General features: G+C 59.5%; 7 protein-coding genes and 2 pseudogenes. 8 read left to right on the top strand and 1 reads right to left on the bottom strand.

Annotated features, from left to right (window positions below; all coding sequences use genetic code 11):
- Positions 1–14: 14 nt before the first annotated feature.
- From ACVIN2_RS11925 to tnpC, 4 genes and pseudogenes are all read left to right on the top strand, one after another.
- Positions 15–173, top strand: coding sequence for a hypothetical protein (locus ACVIN2_RS11925; protein ID WP_456765745.1), 159 nt, complete (start codon positions 15–17; stop codon positions 171–173).
- A gap of 1,258 nt (positions 174–1,431) precedes the next feature.
- On the top strand, positions 1,432–1,791 hold the full coding sequence (gene tnpA / locus ACVIN2_RS11920) for an IS66-like element accessory protein TnpA (protein WP_456765744.1): 360 nt from the start codon (positions 1,432–1,434) through the stop codon (positions 1,789–1,791).
- A 34-nt stretch (positions 1,792–1,825) separates the two neighbouring features.
- Positions 1,826–2,182, top strand: coding sequence for an IS66 family insertion sequence element accessory protein TnpB (gene tnpB / locus ACVIN2_RS11915; protein WP_456765743.1), 357 nt, complete (start codon positions 1,826–1,828; stop codon positions 2,180–2,182).
- 122 nt (positions 2,183–2,304) lie between these two features.
- Positions 2,305–3,782, top strand: a pseudogene (tnpC, locus tag ACVIN2_RS11910) (IS66 family transposase).
- 1,431 nt (positions 3,783–5,213) lie between these two features.
- On the opposite strand, the gene ACVIN2_RS11905 reads toward tnpC, so the two are convergent.
- Positions 5,214–5,549 (bottom strand): hypothetical protein, encoded by a 336-nt coding sequence (locus ACVIN2_RS11905; protein WP_456765742.1) that lies wholly within the window; start codon positions 5,547–5,549, stop codon positions 5,214–5,216.
- Positions 5,550–6,736: 1,187 nt separating this feature from the next.
- Between ACVIN2_RS11905 and ACVIN2_RS11900 the strand changes: the two are divergent.
- The 4 genes and pseudogenes from ACVIN2_RS11900 (at position 6,737) to ACVIN2_RS11885 (ending at position 24,085) form a co-directional block, all read left to right on the top strand.
- Positions 6,737–7,923: pseudogene (locus ACVIN2_RS11900) on the top strand (IS3 family transposase).
- Positions 7,924–9,835: 1,912 nt separating this feature from the next.
- Complete coding sequence (locus ACVIN2_RS11895; protein ID WP_456765741.1) at positions 9,836–10,804, top strand: Hint domain-containing protein; 969 nt, start codon at positions 9,836–9,838, stop codon at positions 10,802–10,804.
- A 1,676-nt stretch (positions 10,805–12,480) separates the two neighbouring features.
- The gene (locus ACVIN2_RS11890; protein ID WP_456765740.1) at positions 12,481–23,250 is read left to right on the top strand and encodes an Ig-like domain-containing protein; all 10,770 of its coding nucleotides are present in this window, start codon (positions 12,481–12,483) and stop codon (positions 23,248–23,250) included.
- Positions 23,216–24,085 carry a hypothetical protein gene (locus tag ACVIN2_RS11885; protein ID WP_456765739.1) on the top strand — a complete coding sequence of 290 codons (870 nt, stop codon included), beginning with the start codon at positions 23,216–23,218 and terminating at the stop codon, positions 24,083–24,085. The genes ACVIN2_RS11890 and ACVIN2_RS11885 overlap by 35 nt, the downstream gene beginning before the upstream one ends.
- Position 24,086: the final 1 nt, after the last annotated feature.

Genomic DNA, 24,086 nt, shown 5'->3' with positions numbered 1-24,086 from the left:
CAAAGGAGTTGCACATGACTGAAGAGGGATCGCTCGAACCGATCCTTGAAGAGGTGCGCCGTTATCATCGCGCCGCTGAGGCTACTCCCGAGGAGATGTTTAATGGGCGCCATCGTCAATTCCTGGATCAAACTCCGGCATGCAAAATCGACGCACGCATCCAAGATGCCTGACCCACCACGAACAAAGAAAGCGCTTCTGCTAAACGGATGGATCGAGCGTCGTGAAACGCCTGATGGCACTGAGTACCGCATCACGCAAAGAGGTCTCAACGTAGTCCGCCCACCGAGGTGACCATTGCAGCAGCGGGGGCGAGCTTTGTGAGTGTTAAACGATCCATCTAGCGCCATGGTCCAATGCTCGTGCGAAGCTCAAGAACTTGACCAGCGTCGGGCGCCGCTGTGTTTACGCCGTCTTCCACACGGCGGTGAACTTGCGCGCTGGTGCCGGCGCTGGGTCGGCGCGGTCAAGGTTTTCGTCAATCTCGGCAAGTGACGCCTAGGCTTGCCGGCCTCTGGCTAGGTCGGCGAATTGTCCAAAGTGAACACTTGGCGGGGTTGGGGGGAACAGGCCTTCGCGTGTCGCAAAGGTCGGTCAGACAAAGGCTTGAACTGATAAAGACGATGTCGCTAAAATGTTACCAGGGGGATCCCTGGGGAGCAGCGCTTAAATATGCTTTAGCCCTCGTGCCGCTTTTTTTACTTTCACGGTTGCTTTTGAGATTTCCGTCGCTTTTGCCGCAGTCACGACATCCCGGTATTTCGCCGCCATGCGATCAAAGTCTCCAAGGCTGGTAGCTTTGGCCCCAGCAAGCACTGGTTTGACCTAATGGGGAAGCGCGGTCACGAGCAAATGATCCGCGCGGTTGCCGTCGTCACGCTTGCTACAACATGGCTGGTCGCTTGCTCGCGTGAGGAAGACGCCACCAACTCAACAAATGCATGCGCCGCAAAAATGTACTCGTCTTTCGATCCAAAAAATTTTGATCAATGCGTCAACGCGTGCATCAGATGCGACAAGGGCGTGATGACGACGTGTTCAACGTCATGTCGACTGAGGGGCGCTCGCTGATCTTGCGCCGCTCTCTGGTGCTTTGATCCTACCGGCTGGCCATAGTGCCGCTCGGGGTCCGGTGACTGCGAAGCAGTATCATTTCGCCGGTCGTCTGACCACGCAAGGCCAGAATTTTCGGGATTGGCAGGGGCCGCCAGTGGATACTGGCTGGAAAGCTGGCGGCCCACCTTCCCCGAGGGGTGACGCCGGCTGCGACGGCGTGCGTTCACAGGTGTGAACCCGTCCCGCTTCAGGGTAAGCGATGTCCTGCGGCCACCTTTCGGATGAGCTGGTGATCTGCGAGTCTGCGGCTTGGTTTTTGTCGCTAGGCTTAGAATGGACACAGTGCGCAGTGCTATCACGGAGCCGGTCCGGCGGTTGGAAGTCTTCACCGGGGCCGGTCGTCGGCGGAAGTGGCACAACGAAGACAAGGCGCGGATTGTTGCGGAGATCGCGACGAGTGGTGACTCAGTTTGTGCAGTGGCTCGGCGCCATGGGTTGTCGCCGCAACAGTTGTTCGGTTGGCGCCGGGAACTGAGAGAAGCCGCGGCCAAGCATTCTAAAGCGCAAGAATTGCGGTTTGTGCCGGCGGTGGTGGATGCGGTCGCGCAGACGGCTGCTCTTGGCCGGAAGTGCAAAGCGCCGCGATGCAAGCCCAGGCCCGACGTCGGGACGATCGAGATTGAGGTCGACGGCGTCACGATCCGGGTTGTGGCCGCGGCGCGGACGCAAACATGATCTCGGCTATCGTTCAGGCGCTGAAGGCGAGCCGGTGATTGGTCCGTCCGGGACGGTTCGGGTGATGGTGGCGACCAGGCCGGTGGACTTCCGCAAGGGCGCCGAAGGATTGGCAACACTGGTGCGCGAGGCCATGATGGCCGATCCGTTCTCGGGCGCGATCTATGTGTTCCGGGCCAAGCGGGCGGACCGGATTAAGCTGATCTTCTGGGATGGGACGGGCCTGTGCCTGTTTGCGAAGCGTCTGGAAGACGGCGTCTTCCGTTGGCCGAAGATTGAAGATGGCGTGATGCGTTTGTCGGCGGCGCAATTGTCTGCGCTGCTGGAAGGGCTAGACTGGCGGCGTGTCCATGAGGCCCGGGAGACGACGACACCGACGCAGCCCGGATAGTTGTTGGCAGCGCTGCGGCGAAGTGAATCAGGGTCGCCGGGCTCGTCGCAAAGCGAGCGCGAATATGCTCTGATTTGCCCGTGAGCGCCGCCCTGCCTGATGATCCCGAGACGCTGAAAGCGATGCTGCTCGCCGAGCGGTGCGAGAGCGAGCGGCTGCGCCAGATCATCAAGGAGATGCAGCGCCATCGCTTTGGCCGGAAGGCGGAGACGCTGCCCGAAGAGCGATGCTGCTGGGGCTGGAAGACGTCGAGCAGGTCGCAGCGTCTGCCGAAGCGGAGCAGGACGAGAGCGTCCCGGATGGCCGCGCGGCGCGGACTCGCAAACGCCGCAGCAACCGTGGCGCCTTGCCGGCGCATCTGCCCCGGATTGAGGTCATCGTCGATATCGAGGACAAAACCTGCCTCTGCTGCCGAGGCGAACTGCACCGGATCGGCGAGGACAGAAGCGAGCGCCTGGAGCTGGTGCCGGCACAGTTCCGGGTGCTCGTTACCCGGCGTCCCAAATACGCCTGCCGGGCTTGCGAGGACGGCGTTACGCAGGCGCCAGCCCCGGCGCGGCTGATCGAGGGCGGATTGCCAACCGAGGCCACTGTGGCTCAGGTCCTGGTGTCCAAATATGCCGACCACCTGCCGCTGTACCGGCAGGCCCAGATCTACGCCCGCCAGGGCATTGAGCTGGATCGTTCGACACTGGCGGACTGGGTCGGTCATGCGGCTTGGCACCTGCGTCCGCTGCATGAGCGCGTCCTGGTTCAGCTCAGGCAACGGGCGAAGCTGTTTGCCGATGAAACGACGATGCCGGTGCTCGATCCAGGCCGCGGGCGCACCAAGACCGGCCAGCTCTGGGCCTATGCAGCTGACGATCGGCCATGGGGCGGCGTCGATCCGCCGGGGGTCGTCTATGTCTATGCGCCCGACCGTAAAGCCGAGCGGCCGATCGCTCATCTTGCAGGTTTCAAGGGGATACTGCAGGTCGACGGCTATGCCGGCTACGCCAAACTCGCCGCGCGCGGCGACGTTGAGCTTGCGTTCTGCTGGGCGCATATGCGGCGCAACTTCTATGAACTCGCAACGCCTGGCCCAGCGCCGATTGCGAGCGAGGCGCTCAAATGCATCGCTGAGTTTTACGCCATCGAGAAGGACATCCGCGGCCGCAGCGCCGAAGAGCGCCGTCTGATCCGGCAGCAGAGGAGCCGGCCGCTTGCAGATGTCTTCGAGGGATGGCTACGCACAAAGCTTGCCCTCATCAGCCAGAAGGGCAAGCTCGCCGAGGCCATCCGCTATGCGCTCTCGCGCTGGGAAGGCCTGACACGCTTCATCGATGACGGTCGTATCGAGCTCGATAACAACGCCGTCGAGCGCTCAATCCGTCCGATCGCACTCAACCGGAAAAATGCGTTGTTCGCAGGCTCCGACGGCGGCGCTGAGCATTGGGCCGTCATCGCTTCCCTGATCGAAACCTGTAAGCTGAACGACGTCGATCCGCTCACCTACCTGACCGACGTCCTTACCAGGATCGTCAATGGCCATCCCAACAGCGACATCGATCAGCTCCTCCCGTGGGCCTACCGACGCCAAGCCCTTAAGGCCGTGGCCTGAAAACGACGCTTACGCTTCAGGAGCGTATTGCATCGATCGTGTGGGCGATCAGAATTGCGACACTGACACCGATGAGAATGACTAACATTCAAATGAACACGTTCGTCTCTCCCGGCCTGGAGTGAACGAGCTCAGGCGTGCACAGTCGAAGAACAACGGGCGTCAATCTTACCTCGACAATCAGCTGAGGACTTGCAGCAACGGTTGCGCCCGCTATCGGCCCTACCGCGGCTTCGTGCGTCATTACGCCTTCACTCGCCGTGTGGCGTCCAACTGCTTCCCAAGGGACTTCCTGTCGGTTGCAGTGCTTTGCAAACGTTGATAACAGGTGGCGGCCGTGCACTTCGCTTGGGGTAGGTTGAGGACGCTCAGGACACGGCCGCCCGGTCACGGGGCGGCCGTGACCACTTTCAGCATAGCATGCGTTGCTTAAATTTGTGTCGGTGAGGGGAACTGTAAGGTTCACCACGCGAGCGTTATTGTTCGCTTATGGCAATTTGAATATTAAACCGCATATTTTATCCCCGTTATTATCTAATCTAACCTGCAGGCGCTTCGGCGACACTGCCCTCAGTGATGAAGCGGCGGTTTAAACGCGGCCTCGCCTCCCCGAAGAAGCCATATCCTCTGCTGGCGAAGTCGCCCTGAAACAAATCGGACCGAACCTAAGCCACGTCTCAAGTGAGAGGATGCGATCATGTTAGTGCTGATGAACCTGATCTGGCGACGCCTTGCCTACACCATGCTGACCGGCATGAGGTTGACGCTGGTCCGGAAGTGAACCGCGAGGTCGAGAACAGCCCAGAGCGGAGCGCTAAGCCCCGCGTCCCGGAGCCGTTGTGACGCGAAACACGGGATTTCGCAAATGCGTCAAGCATCCGGTTCGCCGGCGGACGCGCAAGCCACATCAGGGTATCCCTGTACGGCAACTACGCTGTAACACTATTAGCAAGCCTCGCGGACCGTAAACTTGGCGCCTACAAAGGCATCGCGGCGCCAGACCATTTTGCAGAGCGTCATCGCAGGCACTCCGTCAATCAGCAGCTCAAACTCTTTCGGTATGACCCTTAGTCTTGGAGAAAGATGGCGACGCCTCCCGACGACACGTCACGAACATGGCACGAACGAAATCGGGTGCGGCGAAGGTCACAAATCGCGGGCTTGTGGGGCCACTTCGGCTCAAGGAACCATCGGCTCCGAAGAAGCTGGTCCATGTTAAGGCTTATGATGGCGCGGCGGGTCCCGATGCGCCCGATCCACTGCTTGTTGCCATCGGTCGGGTAGCGTCGTACACGGCTGTATCGTGGGTCAAACAACCGCCGACTGATTTCAGCCCAACGATCATCTGTTGTAGTGCGAACTTTCGACAAGTCGTTCTTCGCCGGGTCTTCATAGTAATGCGGTCGCGGATTTGGGTTCCGCTGAAAAAGATCAGTCGTTGTTTAATGATTTAATCTTGGACAGCTCTAGTTTAAATTCGTAGAGTTTAGATATTTCCTTCCCTTGGCGGGTGGCGTGGAGCAAGATACAAATGAAAAAGCTGACCTTGTCCTTACCCTCTGCGGCCGTTTTGACTTTTATTCTGATGACGGGTTCGCCGACAGCGAGCGCCTGCAATGGCAACGGGAATTGCTCCAACGCGCCCGGCCAAATCCGGGGAGCGCCCGGACCGATTGCAGGCGCCGGCCTTCCTCTTCTCGCGATAGGATATGGCGTGTATTGGCTGGTGAGACGCCGTCGAGCTCGATAGTTGCGATTGCTCGCCATTGTGCTGATCGCGAGCGAATCGAAGCGACCAGACGGGAGCGGTGGCCTACGAGCACGCGAAGCGGCCCCGCTAACAGATCTTCGCCATTTTGGGTAAGCGCCGCGCTGTCCAGCTGGTAGGAGCGGCGGCGATGCTGGTTATGAGAGCGCAATCGATGGGTGATCGCCATTCGAGGCTGCAAACTTCTTCCAGCTTGGACTCGTCGGCAATGACGCCGTTGTCCGCCGGCCAGTTAATCGTCGTGCAGGCCGACGCTGGCCCGCGACTAGCCGGTAAACGTGGCGTGGTTCTTGGGACAGGTGCAACGCGCACACGGGTCAGGGTTCTTCTCGACGGCTCAAAGGGCCCCATCACGTTGCATGAGCGGTTTCTGGGGAAACGTTGAGGTGCCAACAACAGCTGGGCTGCTGGATACGAAGCCAAGCTGCATAACCTAGGCCAAAGTTTATCTCCTATAAGAAGGCACTTGAAAAGGGTGTACTGTCGAGAGCTGCGGTTGGTTGCAATACCGAGGCAAACGGCGCCGCCTAATGGAAGTAGGGGAATAAACGGCTCGGTGAACGAAACCAATCGCCCCGTCCCCTTGAAGCTGCCTGGAAACGATCATGGCTCATCCTCGCCCTCACTGGACGAGAGGGTCTTCATATAATTGACTCAAAGCATTTGTGCTCGCCCAAGGTACGGAGATTTGTTTTGGAATTGTTCGTGTGACTTCGGCTGCGGCTTAGCTTTGGCAATTTGTTGCCCGCCTCACATAATCATTCCGCTGCTTCGCCCGGCCTTTCCGGCCTATTCAGCCTTCGGCAGACGATGCGGGATCGGCAATTCCCCGCGCCGGATCGCTTCGAACTTGATGTTGCAAACCGCCCTTCAAACGGGTCCAAAATCTAACGGGAAGCGGCCCTGGGGGTTTGCGCGGCCTTGCTCAGGAAGCGGAAGTCGCCTACCTCGGTAGTTTTAGCGGGCCTCCCTATGTGCACGAAGGCTGCAAAATTTAAGCTCCTGTAATGGAACAGCATTTTGTTTGCACAATGGGCTGGCTTTGCACCTAGACCCCTTTCACCCGGATTTTTTGACAATGCGCGGGCCGCAGTCTGCCCCAGACTGCGTCTTGTTCAACTGTTGACCTGCCCCTGCCGATTTCCTCCGGTTGAAGTTAGAGTCCGGCCTTCTGAAGGACGGACAGATGAAGCGAGCCAGGTTTACGGAAGAGCAGATTATTGGCGTGCTGCGTGAGCATGAGGCAGGTGCGAAGGCTGCCGATTTGGCGCGGAAGCATGGCGTCTCTGAAGCGACGCTGTACAATTGGAAGGCGAAGTTCGGCGGTCTGGACGTCTCCGATGCCAAGCGGTTGCGGCAACTCGAGGACGGAGAACGCCAAGCTGAAGAAGCTGCTGGCCGAGCAGATGCTGGATGCTGCAGCGCTACGCGAGCTTTTGTCAAAAAAATGGTAGGGCCCGTCGCCAAGCGCGAAGCCGTCGCGCACCTGCAGGCCGTCATCGGTCTGTCGGAGGCGGCGGGCCTGCGGCATCGTCGGCGCTGACCGCAAGATGGTTCGCTACCGATCGTGCCGACCGCCGGACACCGAACTACGCGGCCACTTGCGCGAGCTTGCTAATGCCCGTCGGCGGTTCGGCTACCGCCGGCTGTTCGTGCTGCTTCGCCAGCAGGGCGAGCCGTCCGGGCGGAACCGGATCTACCGTCTGTATCGAGAGGAAGGCCTCAGCGTGCGCAAGCGCCGAGCCCGCCGCCGCGCCGTGGGCACCCGAGCGCCGATACTGCTCGAGGCTCGGCCGAACGCCCGGTGGTCGCTGGATTTGTCCACGACCAGTTCGCCAGCGGCCGTCGCTTCCGGGTCCTGAATATCGTCGATACGTGACCCGGGAATGTCTGGCGGCCATCCCCGACACCTCGATCCCGGGGCGGCGGGTGGCACGCGAACTGACGGCGCTGATCAATCAGCGCGGCAAGCCGGGCATGATCGTCTCCGACAACGGCACCGAGTTCACCTGCAATGCCATGCTGGCCTGGTCGAAGGAGAACAACATCGACTGGCACTTCATTGCGCCGGGCAAGCCGATGCAGAACGGCTTCTGTGAAAGCTTCAACGGCCGGATGCGGGACGAGCTTCTCAACGAAACCTTGTTCTTCGGCCTCGATCACGCCCGCGCCAAGATTGCGGATTGGGTCGGCGACTACAACGGCCAACGCCCGCATTCCTCGCTCGGCTATCTGGCCCCTGCGGCCTATGCCGCCTACCTCACCGCAACGTGCGATCGGCTGCGCAACCCCGACCAGCTCCGCCGATCGCACGTTGCTAACACCGCGCCAAACGGCGTAACATCCGCCGAGACTCTAACCGCTACTGCGTGAAACTTCAGGGGCAGGTCACTCCAATTTTCCGGAGGCTTGATGACAAACGAACATTGCCTGACTGTGCGTGCTGCTGGAGCATCGCCAAAGATACGAGAACCGTCTGGTGGACCGATCGAGCGGAAGGTCGGAACCAAATTTTGCTTCGAAAAAGCTAAGGCAAAACAGGCTTTCGCCATCGCTTGCGACAGCTTGGACATCGCGTGCCAAGACGGCTAGAGCAAGAGCGTTTATGTTGAGCTGCTGCCGGTTTGATCTGGCGGGCTTCGCACTACCAGTCCGATGTAGGTTGCCTTCAAGGCGGGTTCCTGTCGTCGAAAAGTTATGGCAGGCAGGCGGCGGTCGCCAGTGCCACGTCGTAGCCGAAGTCGCCCGAACAATTCCAAAATGCGATCCCGGCACCAAGGGCGAGTACAAACGCTTTGAGTGTAATCATCTGAATTCCCCTCTCTTCGAATGACGGTAGGACGAGCGCGAGGAGTTTTGCACATCAGTGATCGGCCGAATTCGCCTGGACCACTATCGAGCCCTTGGGACCTCATTGACCTTGAAGGGTAAATCAGCTCTTTGCCGAGAGGACATGACCAGGGTACGCATCCAAGATCCGTAGCCCGCGAGCTTGTTGTCGTTCCGACCCGCCCTGCGGTTATCGCGGTCGGCTAAGCTCTGCCAGACCTACCTCAGTCATGCGATATTCGAGGCCAGCCTTGGTGGAGCGCTGTTCGAACCAATTATTTCGGAGGAGGACAGCCGTCACTTTGGCACGTTCGGCAGCTTTGAACCGAGCACCCAATCGCGATCGCGAGAAGGCCAAGATGTTTCCGGTGATGCTGAGTGAAGATTGTGCTTTGCGCGACGGCGGACGTCTTGCAGTATGGCTTCAAGCCAGCGGTCTGTTTCCATCATGACCATCCTTTCGCATCGCACTATTGAAGAGCAGTTACGCGGTCCGGGAAAACACGGCAAGTCTTTTTAAATGATTTGAAGACATTCTTTCGCGGCATGGATCACGAAGAGGTATCGGCTTGGTTTGCACCGGCTCTGAGGCGAAGCTATGCGCGTCTAGCGGCGTGGATGGTGCGCGGTAATCGTGAGCCTGAGCGTAGCCGCATACCAGAGCCGCCGCGGGTCGAACGGCCGGCCCGAACTCCTGATGCACCGCGGCGGCCTGCACCGCCGCGCGCCTAAGTCTGCGAACGCTGTAACCGATCATGACGAACAATCGAACTTTGACGCGTCCATGGCTGCCAGACGAGGAAGCCAAACTGCTTCTCCTCTTTAGCGGTGGCGCGTCGGCTGGGGAGGTCGGCGAACAGCTGGGCCGCACGCGGCAGGCGGTTTACGCTCGCTTGCAGCGCTTTCAAAAACAGCGGGGCCGAACAAACAAAACGAGTGGGAAATCTTTCGCACAATTGGTGAAGTGATGTCTTTGCCGATGCTCCATGTGCGACTGAATACGCCATCTCCTTTAAGATGAGCCTGTTTAGGTTGGGCGAAGGGGTCGGCAGAAGAAAGGGCCGCCCCGCCGGGCGGCCGGTTCGACCAGTGTATCTCACGCAAGTCAAACGATTACGTAAATCCAGTCCCGGCTAAAAGTAGCTTGGGGCCCAAACCTCTGCGCCAGTGAGCCGAGTAGCCCGCCGTTATGTTTGAGCAATCTTTCGTTGTGGCCCGAATCTGTTGTTCCGCTGCGGACCTTCGCTGCTGTGGCAGCGGCGCCCTGAGCTGCGTCTGCCAGCCACTCAGCACTGCTGTCCCCGCCTAGCCCTGATGACCAGTGGAAAGATCGTAAATTCATTTGCTTATTTATCTCAAGTTACAGTTATTTTGTTTCGCCGTATATCAACGGCGTTGGCAATCCGTTATGAGGAACTTGGGCTAGGGTAAATATTGGATTTCCGAGGTTATCGCGATGGCTGCAAAAACGAGTGAGGAATTTAATTTCGCGTACGAGTTGGTAAAGACGGGCGGAACATTTAAACTCGTCGATGCTGATTCCTCGTCACCTGGCGTCAACCCGGTCGCGGTCGGGGTCAAGGCGGTAGACCAGTCCGGAAATGATCCGCTCGATCACGGCGACAAGGTCAAAATCGGCGACGTCGCAAGCGGCTCGCTGAGCAACGGCAACAAATATACCTTCATCGCGACTGCGGATCTCGCTGGCCATAACGGCATCATTATCCAGGACAACCACGGTAACTATTTCTTCCTGACGGATACCGCGTATTCCGGCAATTTGAACGGCCAACACGGCAGGCTGACGAATGTCGACACAACTGCCGAGGTCACATTCTGCTTCTACAGCGGTACGCTGATCCGGACGCCCCACGGTGATGTGGCTGTAGAAGCACTCAAGCGTGGCGACCTCGTGCTGACTCATGATGGACGCACAGTCCCAGTCGATTGGGTCGGCATTCAGACGGTATCGACCGTCTTTGCCGATAAAATGCGGTCGCTGCCGATCCGCGTTCGGGCAGGAGCTTTGGCCGACAATGTGCCGTCCCGAGACTTATTGGTCTCTCCCGATCACGCGCTGTTGGTGGACGGCACGCTCATCCAAGCTGGCGCGCTTGTGAATGGCGCTTCGATCGCGCGAGAGACCGCGGTCCCATCGACGTTCGTCTATTATCACGTCGAGGTGGAAGATCATTCGTTGATCATTGCAGAAAATACCCCAGCGGAGACGTTCATCGACAACGTTGATCGTCTTGGCTTCGACAATTGGGCCGAGCATGTAGCGCTCTATCCAAACGGCAAGCCGGTGAACGAGTTGCCGTACCCTCGCGCAAAATCGCACCGTCAGGTACCAGTCAGTATTCGCATTGCGCTGGGTGCAAGAGCTCAAACCGATATGCCGCAGGACGCGCAATCTGTTGCGTAGTGCGGCAGGTCACAAAGAGGCGGCTTTAAGTCGCCTCTTTTTTTGCCTCTTTGTGATAGCAGTGTTCAGAATTTGGGATCGTCCGGCCCGGCACGTCAACACACATTTGGTTCCAACTCGCCGAGCCATTGGTCGGTGTTGTTATCGGCGGTGGCGTATTGCCCTCAGGCCCGAACGAAAACGGCCAGAGCCGGTAGTCTTGTGTGGGGACGTCGCATGATGAAAACGCAGAAGCGATCATGTTCTCTTAGTTGGGCGCGGAGGTGAGCAATGCTCCCCGCCCCATGTGTAAGATTATCACGGCCGGGGCATCGGGGTGCACCTGCACATCGACGCCTACTATGTCACATCTTTCATGTGAACCTTTGCTATAGTCCGTCGGACCCAATTGAAGCGTCCGTTTCAGCTGTCGATCTGGCGTTAGGTGATTTGATTTTTGGAAAGTCCCATTATTTGAGGGGGCGTATCATGAGTGAGCGCGGTCAGCGCGATCGTATCGTTCTTCTGAGGCAACTCGTTGGGGCTCTCAACTCACAATTTGCCGAACTGCAAGAGCTTCGAGCCCGAGTTTTAAGGGCAGAGCAGGGTGCAGTGCGTAGGTCCTCCCGAGACAGAGCCAGTGGTATAATCGTATCATCTCGTGCGAAGTCATCGTCGGTAATCGAAGTCGCTGGTGTCAGAGCTATTTGCGCCTGACGTGCGCCTTCCCGAATGGAGGAAGTCGTCAGCAGAGCAATTTACTGAGGCAGCGATGCCGCCGATTTTAAACGGCGCGCGTCAGTTGAAGTTGCGCCTTCAATCGTCACGAGGCGGACTAATAGATCACCGTCCCTGACTGTCTTGACTTATTCGTTGTTCCGTCTTTAAAATCCGACAGATCTAGTTTTTTAATTAACGCCGCTCCAGCAGTTGAGCGGTCCTAATTTCCAGCTGGATCTCGAAGGGCGACTTGAGCAGCTTTGCGGATTCGCTCTCGTTCGCTCGGGTCGCGCACTTCCTGTAAGTGATAAATGCTGCACAGACGCGCTACAAGAATGTGGCGATTGGAATGCCGGTTGCGCCCCTGCACGAAGTTGGTGGCGGATCTCGAATAGATCCAAGGGATGGATGTTCCAGGTTGCACCGTGCGAGTGGATCCCGGGGTGTATCCGCCTGGACGAAGCACTGATCCACTGGCCTGGTTCTCCCCCCACGCAGAATCTGCGCGCTAGTGAAACGCTGGGATCATCGCCGCAGGCCGAACGATCGCCGGGGTCCAAACAATTAACATTAGAACAAAACCTCTTTTCAGACAATTGAGCAGATGCTAGTAAGATCAAATTGATTTTTACAGATTTCTGTTGGGGGGCGATTTGAATACCCCATTGCAACCGATGTTCGACGCCGGGGCCGAGTTAGTCTGGGGGTCCATAAGTTCATCCGCTCACGGCTCAGCCGATACGGTAACCATTTCCGACGCGCATCTCCTGTTCTCTGGCGCGTACGCACGGTCGGGGCGAGATCTAGTTATTTCGGATTCTGACCACCGCCTCACAATCCAAGGTTACTTTCACGGCGAAAAACGTCCTTCGCTGGTCTCAAGAGACGGCGCGCTAGTCGATGCGAGAGTTGTCGAAGCGCTAACTGGTTATCAAACCCTCGCTCAAGCCGCGGGAAATGCGGCGTCGGCTGTCAAGGTGATCGGCCATGTTGCAACAGTAACGGGAAGCGCCAGCATCGTTCGCAATGGCGTTACTATCGAGGCAAATAATGGGGACGTCGTCTATCAAAACGACGTTGTGCAGACAGGAAGTGGCTCGACAATTGGTCTGGTTCTGATCGACGGCTCAACATTCAACTTGAGTGCTAACGCACGGTTCATGTTGAACGACTTGGGATATGACGGTCAGAATAATGCGAATGGCACCTTGGTCAGTCTGACTGATGGCTCGAACCATTCTCTGTTCACACTTATGCAAGGTGCGGTCAGTTTCGTCGCTGGTCAGGTTGCCAAGACGGGTGACATGCAGGTTGCGACCCCGAGTGCCGTTATCGGAATCCGCGGCACGGCAGTCCTTCTCAACGTCGATTCAGTGGACGGCCAGGTCTCAATCTCTGTTGCGGATCAGCACGATGGTCAGATCCATTCGGTACAGGTCTTCAAATGCGTTCCGGGGAGTGTACTTCAAGGCGCCTGTGTTGCGGGAGATTCAATCGGGATCGTTACCAGCGACGGCCCTTCGCTAAGCATAACGCCGACCGCCAATCTCGAAGTCGTCACCCAAGTTATCAGCAAAAGCCAGAGCCAGGTTGCGCAGGAGTTCATCGCGTTTCAGCAGGTGTTGACGACCTACGACATTGGAAAGCAGCTGGCTCCGAATACTCCGCCGCCCAGCGACGGCAAGCGAGGCGACGTCGACACTAAGTCTCTACAAAAGTTCGCTGGCAGTCCCCCACCGTCACCCACCGAGGCCTCGACTACCGTTATTGTAGACGACGTGAAGGGACAGGTTAGTGGCGGATCGATCACTCCACCCACGGTAACGCTCGCTCTGATTACCGGAAGTTCTTCGTCGGCAACGAAGCCACTTGTCCCCGCATTGGACACCACGCAAGCTGCCGTTGTGGCGCCATTCGGAGCTGTGATTATCAGCAACACAGGCGGCCCAATCAACCACGGTAGTCAGACGATCAGTGGAACCGCCGGTGCCGCCTTTGTTGGAACGACGGTGACGCTGTATGATACCTATGACGGTGTCACCACTCAGATTGCTTCAGTTACCGTTGGCTCTGGCGGCGCTTGGAGTACGGCCGTCACACTGGCAGGTGATGGTACGCACAGTATCGTCGCCCGTTTCCCCGACGCCAGTAACAATCCGAGTGTGCCCGTTGTTTTTACGTTGGACACCACGGCCCCAACGGTTGCGATCACCAGCACGGGCGGTGCGACCAACCAGGCAAGCCAGACCATCACCGGGACGGTCGACGTGGCCGATGCCGGCGCGACCGTCACCATCCTTGATGGCACGGCCACGATCGGCACCGCGGTGGTGCAGGGCAACGGCAGCTGGAGCGCCACGGTCACACTGAACAACGGCAGCAACTCGCTGACGGCCCAGGTCAGCGATGCGGCCGGCAACACCGCGACCAGCAGCGCGGTGGTCTATACGGTCAGCACCACCGGTCCGGCGGTGACCGAGGCCCTGGTCTCGGACACCGGCTCCTCGGCGACCGACCACCTCACCACGAGCCCGGCGCTGAGCGGCACCGGGCTTGCCAGCACGGTGGTGCACTTCACCATCGACGGTGTCGCCAGCACCACCACGGTGACGACCGATGCGCAAGGCGCCTGGTCGTTCACGCCGAGCGGGCTGGCGGACGGATTGCACACCATTGTGGCAAGCCAGACCGATAGCTTCGGCAATACCGGCTCGGCTTCGCTGAGCTTCACGCTGGATACGACGGCGCCTGCGGTCGCGATCACGACGATCGAGGGCGGTGACAACCTGATCAACGCCGCGGAAGCGGCCGGCGGGGTCCAGATCAGCGGCACCGCTGAGATCGGCTCGGCCCTGACCGTCAATGGTGCGGCGGTGACGGTCGATGCGACCGGTCACTGGACCACGTCGATCACGCCTGCCGGCCAGGGCGCCCTGGCCGTCACGGCGATCGCGACCGATGCGGCGGGCAACACGGCCTCGACCTCGACCACGCTGACGGTCGATACCGTTGCGCCTGCGGTCGCGATCACCAGCACGGGCGGTGCGACCAACCAGGCAAGCCAGACCATCACCGGGACGGTCGACGTGGCCGATGCCGGCGCGACCGTCACCATCCTTGATGGCACGGCCACGATCGGCACCGCGGTGGTGCAGGGCAACGGCAGCTGGAGCGCCACGGTCACACTGAACAACGGCAGCAACTCGCTGACGGCCCAGGTCAGCGATGCGGCCGGCAACACCGCGACCAGCAGCGCGGTGGTCTATACGGTCAGCACCACCGGTCCGGCGGTGACCGAGGCCCTGGTCTCGGACACCGGCTCCTCGGCGACCGACCACCTCACCACGAGCCCGGCGCTGAGCGGCACCGGGCTTGCCAGCACGGTGGTGCACTTCACCATCGACGGTGTCGCCAGCACCACCACGGTGACGACCGATGCGCAAGGCGCCTGGTCGTTCACGCCGAGCGGGCTGGCGGACGGATTGCACACCATCGTGGCAAGCCAGACCGATAGCTTCGGCAATACCGGCTCGGCTTCGCTGAGCTTCACGCTGGATACGACGGCGCCTGCGGTCGCGATCACGACGATCGAGGGCGGTGACAACCTGATCAACGCCGCGGAAGCGGCCGGCGGGGTCCAGATCAGCGGCACCGCTGAGATCGGCTCGGCCCTGACCGTCAATGGTGCGGCGGTGACGGTCGATGCGACCGGTCACTGGACCACGTCGATCACGCCTGCCGGCCAGGGCGCCCTGGCCGTCACGGCGATCGCGACCGATGCGGCGGGCAACACGGCCTCGACCTCGACCACGCTGACGGTCGATACCGTTGCGCCTGCGGTCGCGATCACCAGCACGGGCGGTGCGACCAACCAGGCAAGCCAGACCATCACCGGGACGGTCGACGTGGCCGATGCCGGCGCGACCGTCACCATCCTTGATGGCACGGCCACGATCGGCACCGCGGTGGTGCAGGGCAACGGCAGCTGGAGCGCCACGGTCACACTGAACAACGGCAGCAACTCGCTGACGGCCCAGGTCAGCGATGCGGCCGGCAACACCGCGACCAGCAGCGCGGTGGTCTATACGGTCAGCACCACCGGTCCGGCGGTGACCGAGGCCCTGGTCTCGGACACCGGCTCCTCGGCGACCGACCACCTCACCACGAGCCCGGCGCTGAGCGGCACCGGGCTTGCCAGCACGGTGGTGCACTTCACCATCGACGGTGTCGCCAGCACCACCACGGTGACGACCGATGCGCAAGGCGCCTGGTCGTTCACGCCGAGCGGGCTGGCGGACGGATTGCACACCATCGTGGCAAGCCAGACCGATAGCTTCGGCAATACCGGCTCGGCTTCGCTGAGCTTCACGCTGGATACGACGGCGCCTGCGGTCGCCATCACGACGATCGAGGGCGGTGACAACCTGATCAACGCCGCGGAAGCGGCCGGCGGGGTCCAGGTCAGCGGCACCGCTGAGATCGGTTCGAGCCTGGCGGTCAATGGTGCGGCGGTGACGGTCGATGCGACCGGTCACTGGACCACGTCGATCACGCCTGCCGGCCAGGGCGCCCTGGCCGTCACGGCGATCGCGACCGATGCGGCGGGCAACACGGCCTCGACCTCGACCACGCTGACGGTCGATACCGTTGCGCCTGCGGTCGCGATCACCAGCACGGGCGGTGCGACCAACCAGGCAAGCCAGACCATCACCGGGACGGTCGACGTGGCCGATGCCGGCGCGACCGTCACCATCCTTGATGGCACGGCCACGATCGGCACCGCGGTGGTGCAGGGCAACGGCAGCTGGAGCGCCACGGTCACACTGAACAACGGCAGCAACTCGCTGACGGCCCAGGTCAGCGATGCGGCCGGCAACACCGCGACCAGCAGCGCGGTGGTCTATACGGTCAGCACCACCGGTCCGGCGGTGACCGAGGCCCTGGTCTCGGACACCGGCTCCTCGGCGACCGACCACCTCACCACGAGCCCGGCGCTGAGCGGCACCGGGCTTGCCAGCACGGTGGTGCACTTCACCATCGACGGTGTCGCCAGCACCACCACGGTGACGACTGATGCGCAAGGCGCCTGGTCGTTCACGCCGAGCGGGCTGGCGGACGGATTGCACACCATCGTGGCAAGCCAGACCGATAGCTTCGGCAATACCGGCTCGGCTTCGCTGAGCTTCACGCTGGATACGACGGCGCCTGCGGTCGCCATCACGACGATCGAGGGCGGTGACAACCTGATCAACGCCGCGGAAGCGGCCGGCGGGGTCCAGGTCAGCGGCACCGCTGAGATCGGTTCGAGCCTGGCGGTCAATGGTGCGGCGGTGACGGTCGATGCGACCGGTCACTGGACCACGTCGATCACGCCTGCCGGCCAGGGCGCCCTGGCCGTCACGGCGATCGCGACCGATGCGGCGGGCAACACGGCCTCGACCTCGACCACGCTGACGGTCGATACCGTTGCGCCTGCGGTCGCGATCACGACGATCGAGGGCGGTGACAACCTGATCAACGCCGCGGAAGCGGCCGGCGGGGTCCAGATCAGCGGCACCGCTGAGATCGGTTCGAGCCTGACGGTCAATGGTGCGGCGGTGACGGTCGATGCGACCGGTCACTGGACCACGTCGATCACGCCTGCCGGCCAGGGCGCCCTGGCCGTCACGGCGATCGCGACCGATGCGGCGGGCAACACGGCCTCGACCTCGACCACGCTGACGGTCGATACCGTTGCGCCTGCGGTCGCGATCACGACGATCGAGGGCGGAGATAACCTCATCAGCGCCGCGGAAGCGGCCGGCGGGATCCAGGTCAGCGGCACCGCTGAGATCGGCTTGGCCCTGACCGTCAATGGTGCGGCGGTGACGGTCGATGCGACCGGTCACTGGACCACGTCGATCACACCTGCCGGCCAGGGTCCGCTGGTCGTGACGGCGATCGCGACCGATGCGGCGGGCAATACGGCCTCGACCTCGACCACGCTGACGGTTGATACGATTGTGCCGACTGGCGGGACGCCGGACCTCGTGGCGGCCTCTGACACCGGGCAATCGAATACCGATAACGTCACCTCCCACATCGCGCCAAGCTTTGCGATATCGCTCGATTCGACAGTTGCAATTGGCGATACAGTTCAGTTTCTGCTGAACGGCTCGGCATTATTGCATCCTGTAGCACATGTCATCACCTCCGCCGATGTTCTGGCCGGCTCGATCACTCTTACCGTGACGGCCGGTGACCTCGGGGCCGACGGCAATAAGCAGGTCGCGGCTCAGTTTAGTGACGCGGCTGGTAACACTTCGTTGACGTCGGCGCTGAGCTTTACGATTGATACTACGGGCCCAACTGAGGCGTTGGCGATCACGGCTATTGCAAACTCGGGAGGTTCGGCCTCGCTGACGGTGTCGGGTACGAACGGTGTGCTCGCTGTCGGAGAGAAAATCCAGATTAGCAGTGACGGCGGTGCGACCTGGATCGACGTCCTACAAAATACCCCGACCAGCTGGAGCCTGGTGGATGCCGCGGCACATCCACTCCACTACACCTACCAGGCGCGGATCATCGACGCCGCCGGCAATACCGGCAGTGTCGTCAGTCAAGCTGTGAACGGTGAGAGCTCAAGCGGCGTTGTTGCTGGCAATCTCAATCCCGCCAACAGCAGCAATGTTGCTGTCGCTATACCAGCATCACCGCCCATTTCAGGCGTGTATGATGGCGTGAAGGCTTTCACGTTTGGCAGTGGCAATGTAAGCGTGTCGACCGCCAGTGGCGCGAGCATCACTGGCTCAAAACAATATGGCATTGAAGCGTTCTCGGCTTCCTCGGGAAGCGTTTCAGTGACGGCCGCTGCGAACAGCAGTGTTAGGTCCGGCAGCGCAGGCATTCTTGCTTACAATCAGGCGGCCTCGATATCGCAACTCAATGGCGCCACGACCAGTACGATCTCGGTGACCGCCAACGGCACCATCGAATCGGGAACTACTCTTACAGGTTCAGGCGCAAGACCCGCAGGAATTTTGGCTGTCTACAAAGGAGGGACGACCAACACAGTAAATCCAGCTGTGTTTGGCAACGTGATCATCGATAATTTCGCCTCCATCGTGGCCGCTGGTGGCGACGGAATTCGTGCCTACAATTATGGTAGTGGTAACGTCACGATCACCGATCGCGCGGGGTCAACGATCTCGGCAAGCGATGTTTTTGGCATCAGCGCAGGGACTTATGGAAGTGGTCAAGTTTCGATCACAATGGAAGCTGGCGCCATCGTCACTTCCGGTTCAATCGGAGTTCAGGCGATCAACCAGGCCACTGCGATTGGTGTCGCTGCCGCATCGACCGTGAGCATAACCGCGCGCGGGACCATCCATTCCGGCACGCATCTTACTCCGGGCGGATCCCAGCCTCAGGGAGTTTCGGCAGGCTATTATTCGAACGGAGTTTCGAACACGACCGTCAATGGAATCGTCTCGGTCGACAATTTTGCGAACGTGACCGCTGACGCTGGCACCGGCGTGAACGCTTACAACTGGGGCAATGGCGCCGTTACATTACTCGAGGAGGCCAGCACCAACGTCTGGGGTGCGCAATACGGGATAACGGCCTATTCGCTGAGTTCCGGTGTCGGCAGTTCCGGAAGTGTAACTATCACCGTGGGCCCGAACGCTACGATCACGGCCGGAGCCTTGTACGGGATCATCGCGATCGATGCTTCTGAGCGCAATGGCGGAAATATTTCGGTCACGACGTCGACCGGCGACATCATCAATTCCGGCGGCAGTGGAATCAGCGCAAGCAATCAGGCCGTTGGCACCTCATCGAATCCGATTACAGGGCAAATATCTGTAACGGCTTTTGGAACGATCAATTCAGCCTTCAACATGTTCACGGGTGGCGGCCAACCCGGGGGTATCTGGAGCGGCTATAACGCCGGAGGTAGCCAGACGGTCAATACTTTCGTGCACGGGAACGTCGTCATCGATACAGGCGCTACGATTAACGCGGCAGCGGGAGTCGGTGTCGGTCTCTACAATTTTGGAACGGGAGCGATCACCGCAACGCTTGAACAGTCGTCCCTTATAAATGCAGTTTCGGCGGGCCTGAACATTTTTGCGCAAGGAGGTGGCAATGTCACGATCGCCAATCATGGCGCCGTAACGGACCCAACCGGCTATGGAATAGTCGTGGGCACTGGGCAGCCATCGACCGGCGGCAGTGGTGTCATCTCGATCAGTAACCTGCACGATGCTGGAGGGCAGGCCACTTCCGGCGTGATGGTAGCGCTTGGATCTCTCAGCAACGCGACCATCCAGGTCAATAACTGGAGCAACCAAGGCGCAACGGTCACGAACTCCGGGACAATTGCGGCGACGCAGTTCTCCTTGACCCGGTTGAACACGGCCATAGGAATCTACAATGGGCCGAACAGCACGAATGTTGGTGGTGCTACCGTCAGCAATTCGGGCGGTGTCATCGGAAACGTGAACTTTAGCGCAGCGTCATTCAATATTAGCGCTGCTTCGTTCAACAACAATGCTGGTGGCGTCTGGAACGTCAACGGGCAGAATTACTTTGGCGGCGTCACGAACGCGATCAACAATGCCGGCACCATCAACGCGTCCGGCCTCAGCATTTTTTCGTCCTCGGGTCCGCTCGCGGTCAATAATACCGGATCCATAAATGTATTGGCTTTCGGAGCGGCTCTGGTCTTCGGCAACGTTTCCGGTCAGGGAGCGTTCACCATCGGCGATCATGCTGCGCTGGAACTCGGTGGCTCAGTTGCGGGCGGGCCGACCGGGCAGACCATCACCTTTGTGAATGGCAACGGGTTGCTGACGCTCGATAGTCCCTCTGCTTTCAACGGGACCATTGCGGGACTTTCGATCGGGGACACGCTCGATTTTCTCGGCGGTGTGACGGTATCAAGTGCCAGCATCAGTGGCTCGACATTGACCGTTACAGACAGCGCCCACTCCCAAACGTACTCTTATCAAGTTATTGGCGCCGCATCCGGGACAGCTTTCAATGTGCTGTCTGCGGATAAGATCGTCGTGATACCAATATCGGCGCTGTTTCCCACTACCACGCAGCGCTCATTTGCGCCCTCTTCGGGATCTTTCTATGTTCTCGCGAACGATACAATCTCCGGCACCGGTGTTGGCTACGCGGTAAATTCCACAGACAGCAGCTCGGCCGATTATGCGACGGTTCAGATTAACCAAACGTCGTCAATTTCAGTCTCCGGAACGGGAGTCAGTTTAACGACGACCGGAGCCAATATCGCCCTCATCAATGCGGGGAGCATTACGTCGACGGCCGGCACAGCGATCGCAACGAACTCCGGATCGGGGTCGACGGACATCGTCAATTACGGCAGCGTGTCAGGCCAGGTCACTGGAATTGCGGCGCGCACCAATGGTGCCGGTCTGCTTTACATCGTTGCTGGTGGCTCGATTACCGGCACAACGTCCAGCGGCATTTCAGCGATTTCAACTTTGGGCGGCATAAACGTAACGACGGCGCCCGGACTACTGATCAACGCCGGAACCAACGGTATCCTCGCCCAGAATCAAGGTACTTCCGTGCCGGCTGGTAGTGGGGCGATTTCGATCTCGACCTCTTCCGGAACGATAAATGCTGGGACCAGCGCGATTTCGGTGTCCTATCTGTTAGGAACGAGTGCGCCGTCGACACCGCCCAACCCACCGAATGCTACGGTGTTTGGCGACATCACCATCGAGAACGTCGCCACGCTCAATGCGGCAGCGGGAGTCGGCATTTCCGCGAGCAACTACGGCGTTGGCAACATCTCTGTGTCCAACAATGCGAGCATTACAGCGACGGCGGCGGGTATAACTACTCCGGGCACAACGTCATCGCAGTATGGCATGGCCGCCTTTAACTACGGCTCTGGCAAGATCACAGTTACGACCGGGTATGGCTCGGTCATAAATTCCGGCAGTAGCGGTATCAACGTATCAAACCAGGCGACGGCGATCGCTGCGGCGGCGGCGAGCACTGTTACCGTTGTGGCGTTAGGGAGCATTAACTCAGGGGGCAACAACAACAACTCCGGTAGCGCGCCTTCGGGAATCCAGGCCGGCTACAACCCCGGTCTTGCGGGCGTGTTCAATGCGAACGTTTGGGGCGACGTGCTCGTCAACGCCAACAGTAACATCGCGGCAGCAGCGGGTGATGGTATCAACGCCTACAATTACGGCAATGGCGGCGTCACCGTTAATCTCGGGTCCAACGTCAATATTCAGGCGCTGACATCTGCGACGTCGGCGACAGGAAAGGCTCCGTACGGAATCAGCGCCTCCGTTTACGGGCCCGGCGACATTGCTGTGACAACAGCAAGCGGCGACGTGATAACATCAGGTAGCAGTGGTATCAGCGCGACAAATCTCGCAACCTCAATCGATGTGTCCGCAGCCGCGCTGATCACCATTTACGCCCAGGGTTTGATTCATTCCCAGTCGACTTTGACAAATAGCGGCGCGCAGCCGTCTGGAATTGCAGCCGGCTTTTTCGGCGGCACGAACGCGACGGTAAACTTGAACGTAAACGGCAGAGTGATTGTCAACAATGATGCAAATATCGTTGCCAATGCGGGCGTCGGCATCAATGCCTATCACTATGGAAACGGGGATATAACGGTCAACGATGCGTCTGGAACATCGGTGACCGGCGCACAGTATGGCATCGAGGCGCACGCCGAAGCCACCGGCAGTACAGGCAACATCGCCGTTAACGTCTATTCCGGAGCGACAATCACTTCTGGCACGAGCTACGGGATCTTCGCCTTCACCAAGGGTAGCGGAAATATCTCGATCATCACCTCGTCTGGCGGTGTCATCAACGCCGGCAGCGTTGGAATAAACGCCACCAATGAAGCGACCTCGATCGATGCCACTGCAAACAGCTCAATTGTCGTCACTGCGGCAGGAACGATCAATTCGGGAACGGGATTGACCGGAACGGGAAACCCGCCCGCGGGGGTCATTGCCGGCTATTTGGGGGGGACAGCCATCCCTGCCAGCTTCCCCCTGACCACTCTGTACGGCGATGTGACTGTTAACAATACCGCCAACATCGTTGCCGCTGCCGGCGACGGCATTCGCGCCTATACTTTCGGTATTGGCGACGTGACCGTGAATGATCTGGCGGGATCGATCACGGCGCTCGGCGGAAGCAGCCCCACCAACGGCTTCGGGGCCGGCGTTTCAGCGAACAACTACGGTTCCGGGAACATCAGCATTTCCACCGCAGTCGGGAATGTCATCAATTCCGGAAGCTCCGGCATAGCCGCGATTAATAAGGCGCCTTCCAGCGGATCGTTTGTCGTGCCTTCGACGAGCATGATCTCTATTTTGTCTTACGCTTCTATTTCTTCCGGCTCTATCCCGACGGCCGCAGGCGATGCGCCGGCCGGAATTTTGGCAAGCTACAATCCCAACGTTGCGAACGTTGCCGATGATAATGTTCACGGCAACATCCAGATCGACGACTACGGGTCTATTTCTGCAACCGCAGGAACGGACGGCATTCGCGGCGAAAACTACGGCACGGGATCGGTCACGATCACGGCGGAGGCCGGAGCGCTGATTTTTGGGCGGGCGCTACGGCATTTCAGCAGTGAGCCACGATGGAGGAAACGTCGCCGTCACGAACTATGCTCATTCAGTCGGAACATTGGCAGCAGTGAATGCCATGACCACGTCTACCGGCACGGCGGTCGTCGATAACTATGGACATTTGGTCGGAGGCATTAACGCCTACAACGCAATCGTCACCAACGAACTTTCGGCGGATTGGTCTGTCAACGGAACAAGCACTTTCTCCGGCGTAAGCTTTCTATTCAATATGGGCACGATCGACAGCTTAAGCGCCTCGCTCATTTCTGGGCTCTCGAGCTTCGTTAATACCGGGATCATCGAGGCGCTGTCCGGGAGCCTGGAAGTTGCCAGCGCAATGACTGGCGCGGGCGTCGTCGACATCTATGGCGCAACAGTTCAACTCGATGCAGCTTCAGACGCGCATGTTCAATTTGCAACGAGCCAATCTGGTAAACTGGTCCTTGGGAGTCCAATCAATTTCACCGGTACAGTCACTGGTTTCGACTCTGGAGATGCCATTGATCTCAATGGGATAGCTCCTGCGAACGTGAGTATCAACGCTTCAGGTTCACTCCATGTCAGCTATACAGGCGGAGGCTTTGATTTGGTCGGGGCCTATAGCGCTTCCGATTTCTCCGTCCTGTCGGATGGTGCGGGCGGCTCGGAGATCATCTGGAATCACCATGCGCCAGCCATTGTCACTGACCAGGTCAGCGTGGTGAACAATGCCAATGGAACGATGACGGTATTGGGCTTGCAGGTCTTGGACAGCGACGCGAACGCGTCGGCTGAGAGCTTCAGGTTGAGCGCGACGACCGAAGAGGCTGGATCGGGAAGTGCAGTGACTCCATCTGGCAGCAGCGGCTCCCTGACAGCGATCAATGGCGTCCTCGCGGCCGGCGCTGTCTACAACTATCAACGCTTCAGGTTCACTCCATGTCAGCTATACAGGCGGAGGCTTTGAT

The sequence above is a fragment of the Bradyrhizobium sp. USDA 3650 genome, assembly GCF_054057395.1.
Note: the sequence above shows the minus strand (reverse complement) of the source record. Positions and strands in the feature narration are given on the sequence as shown.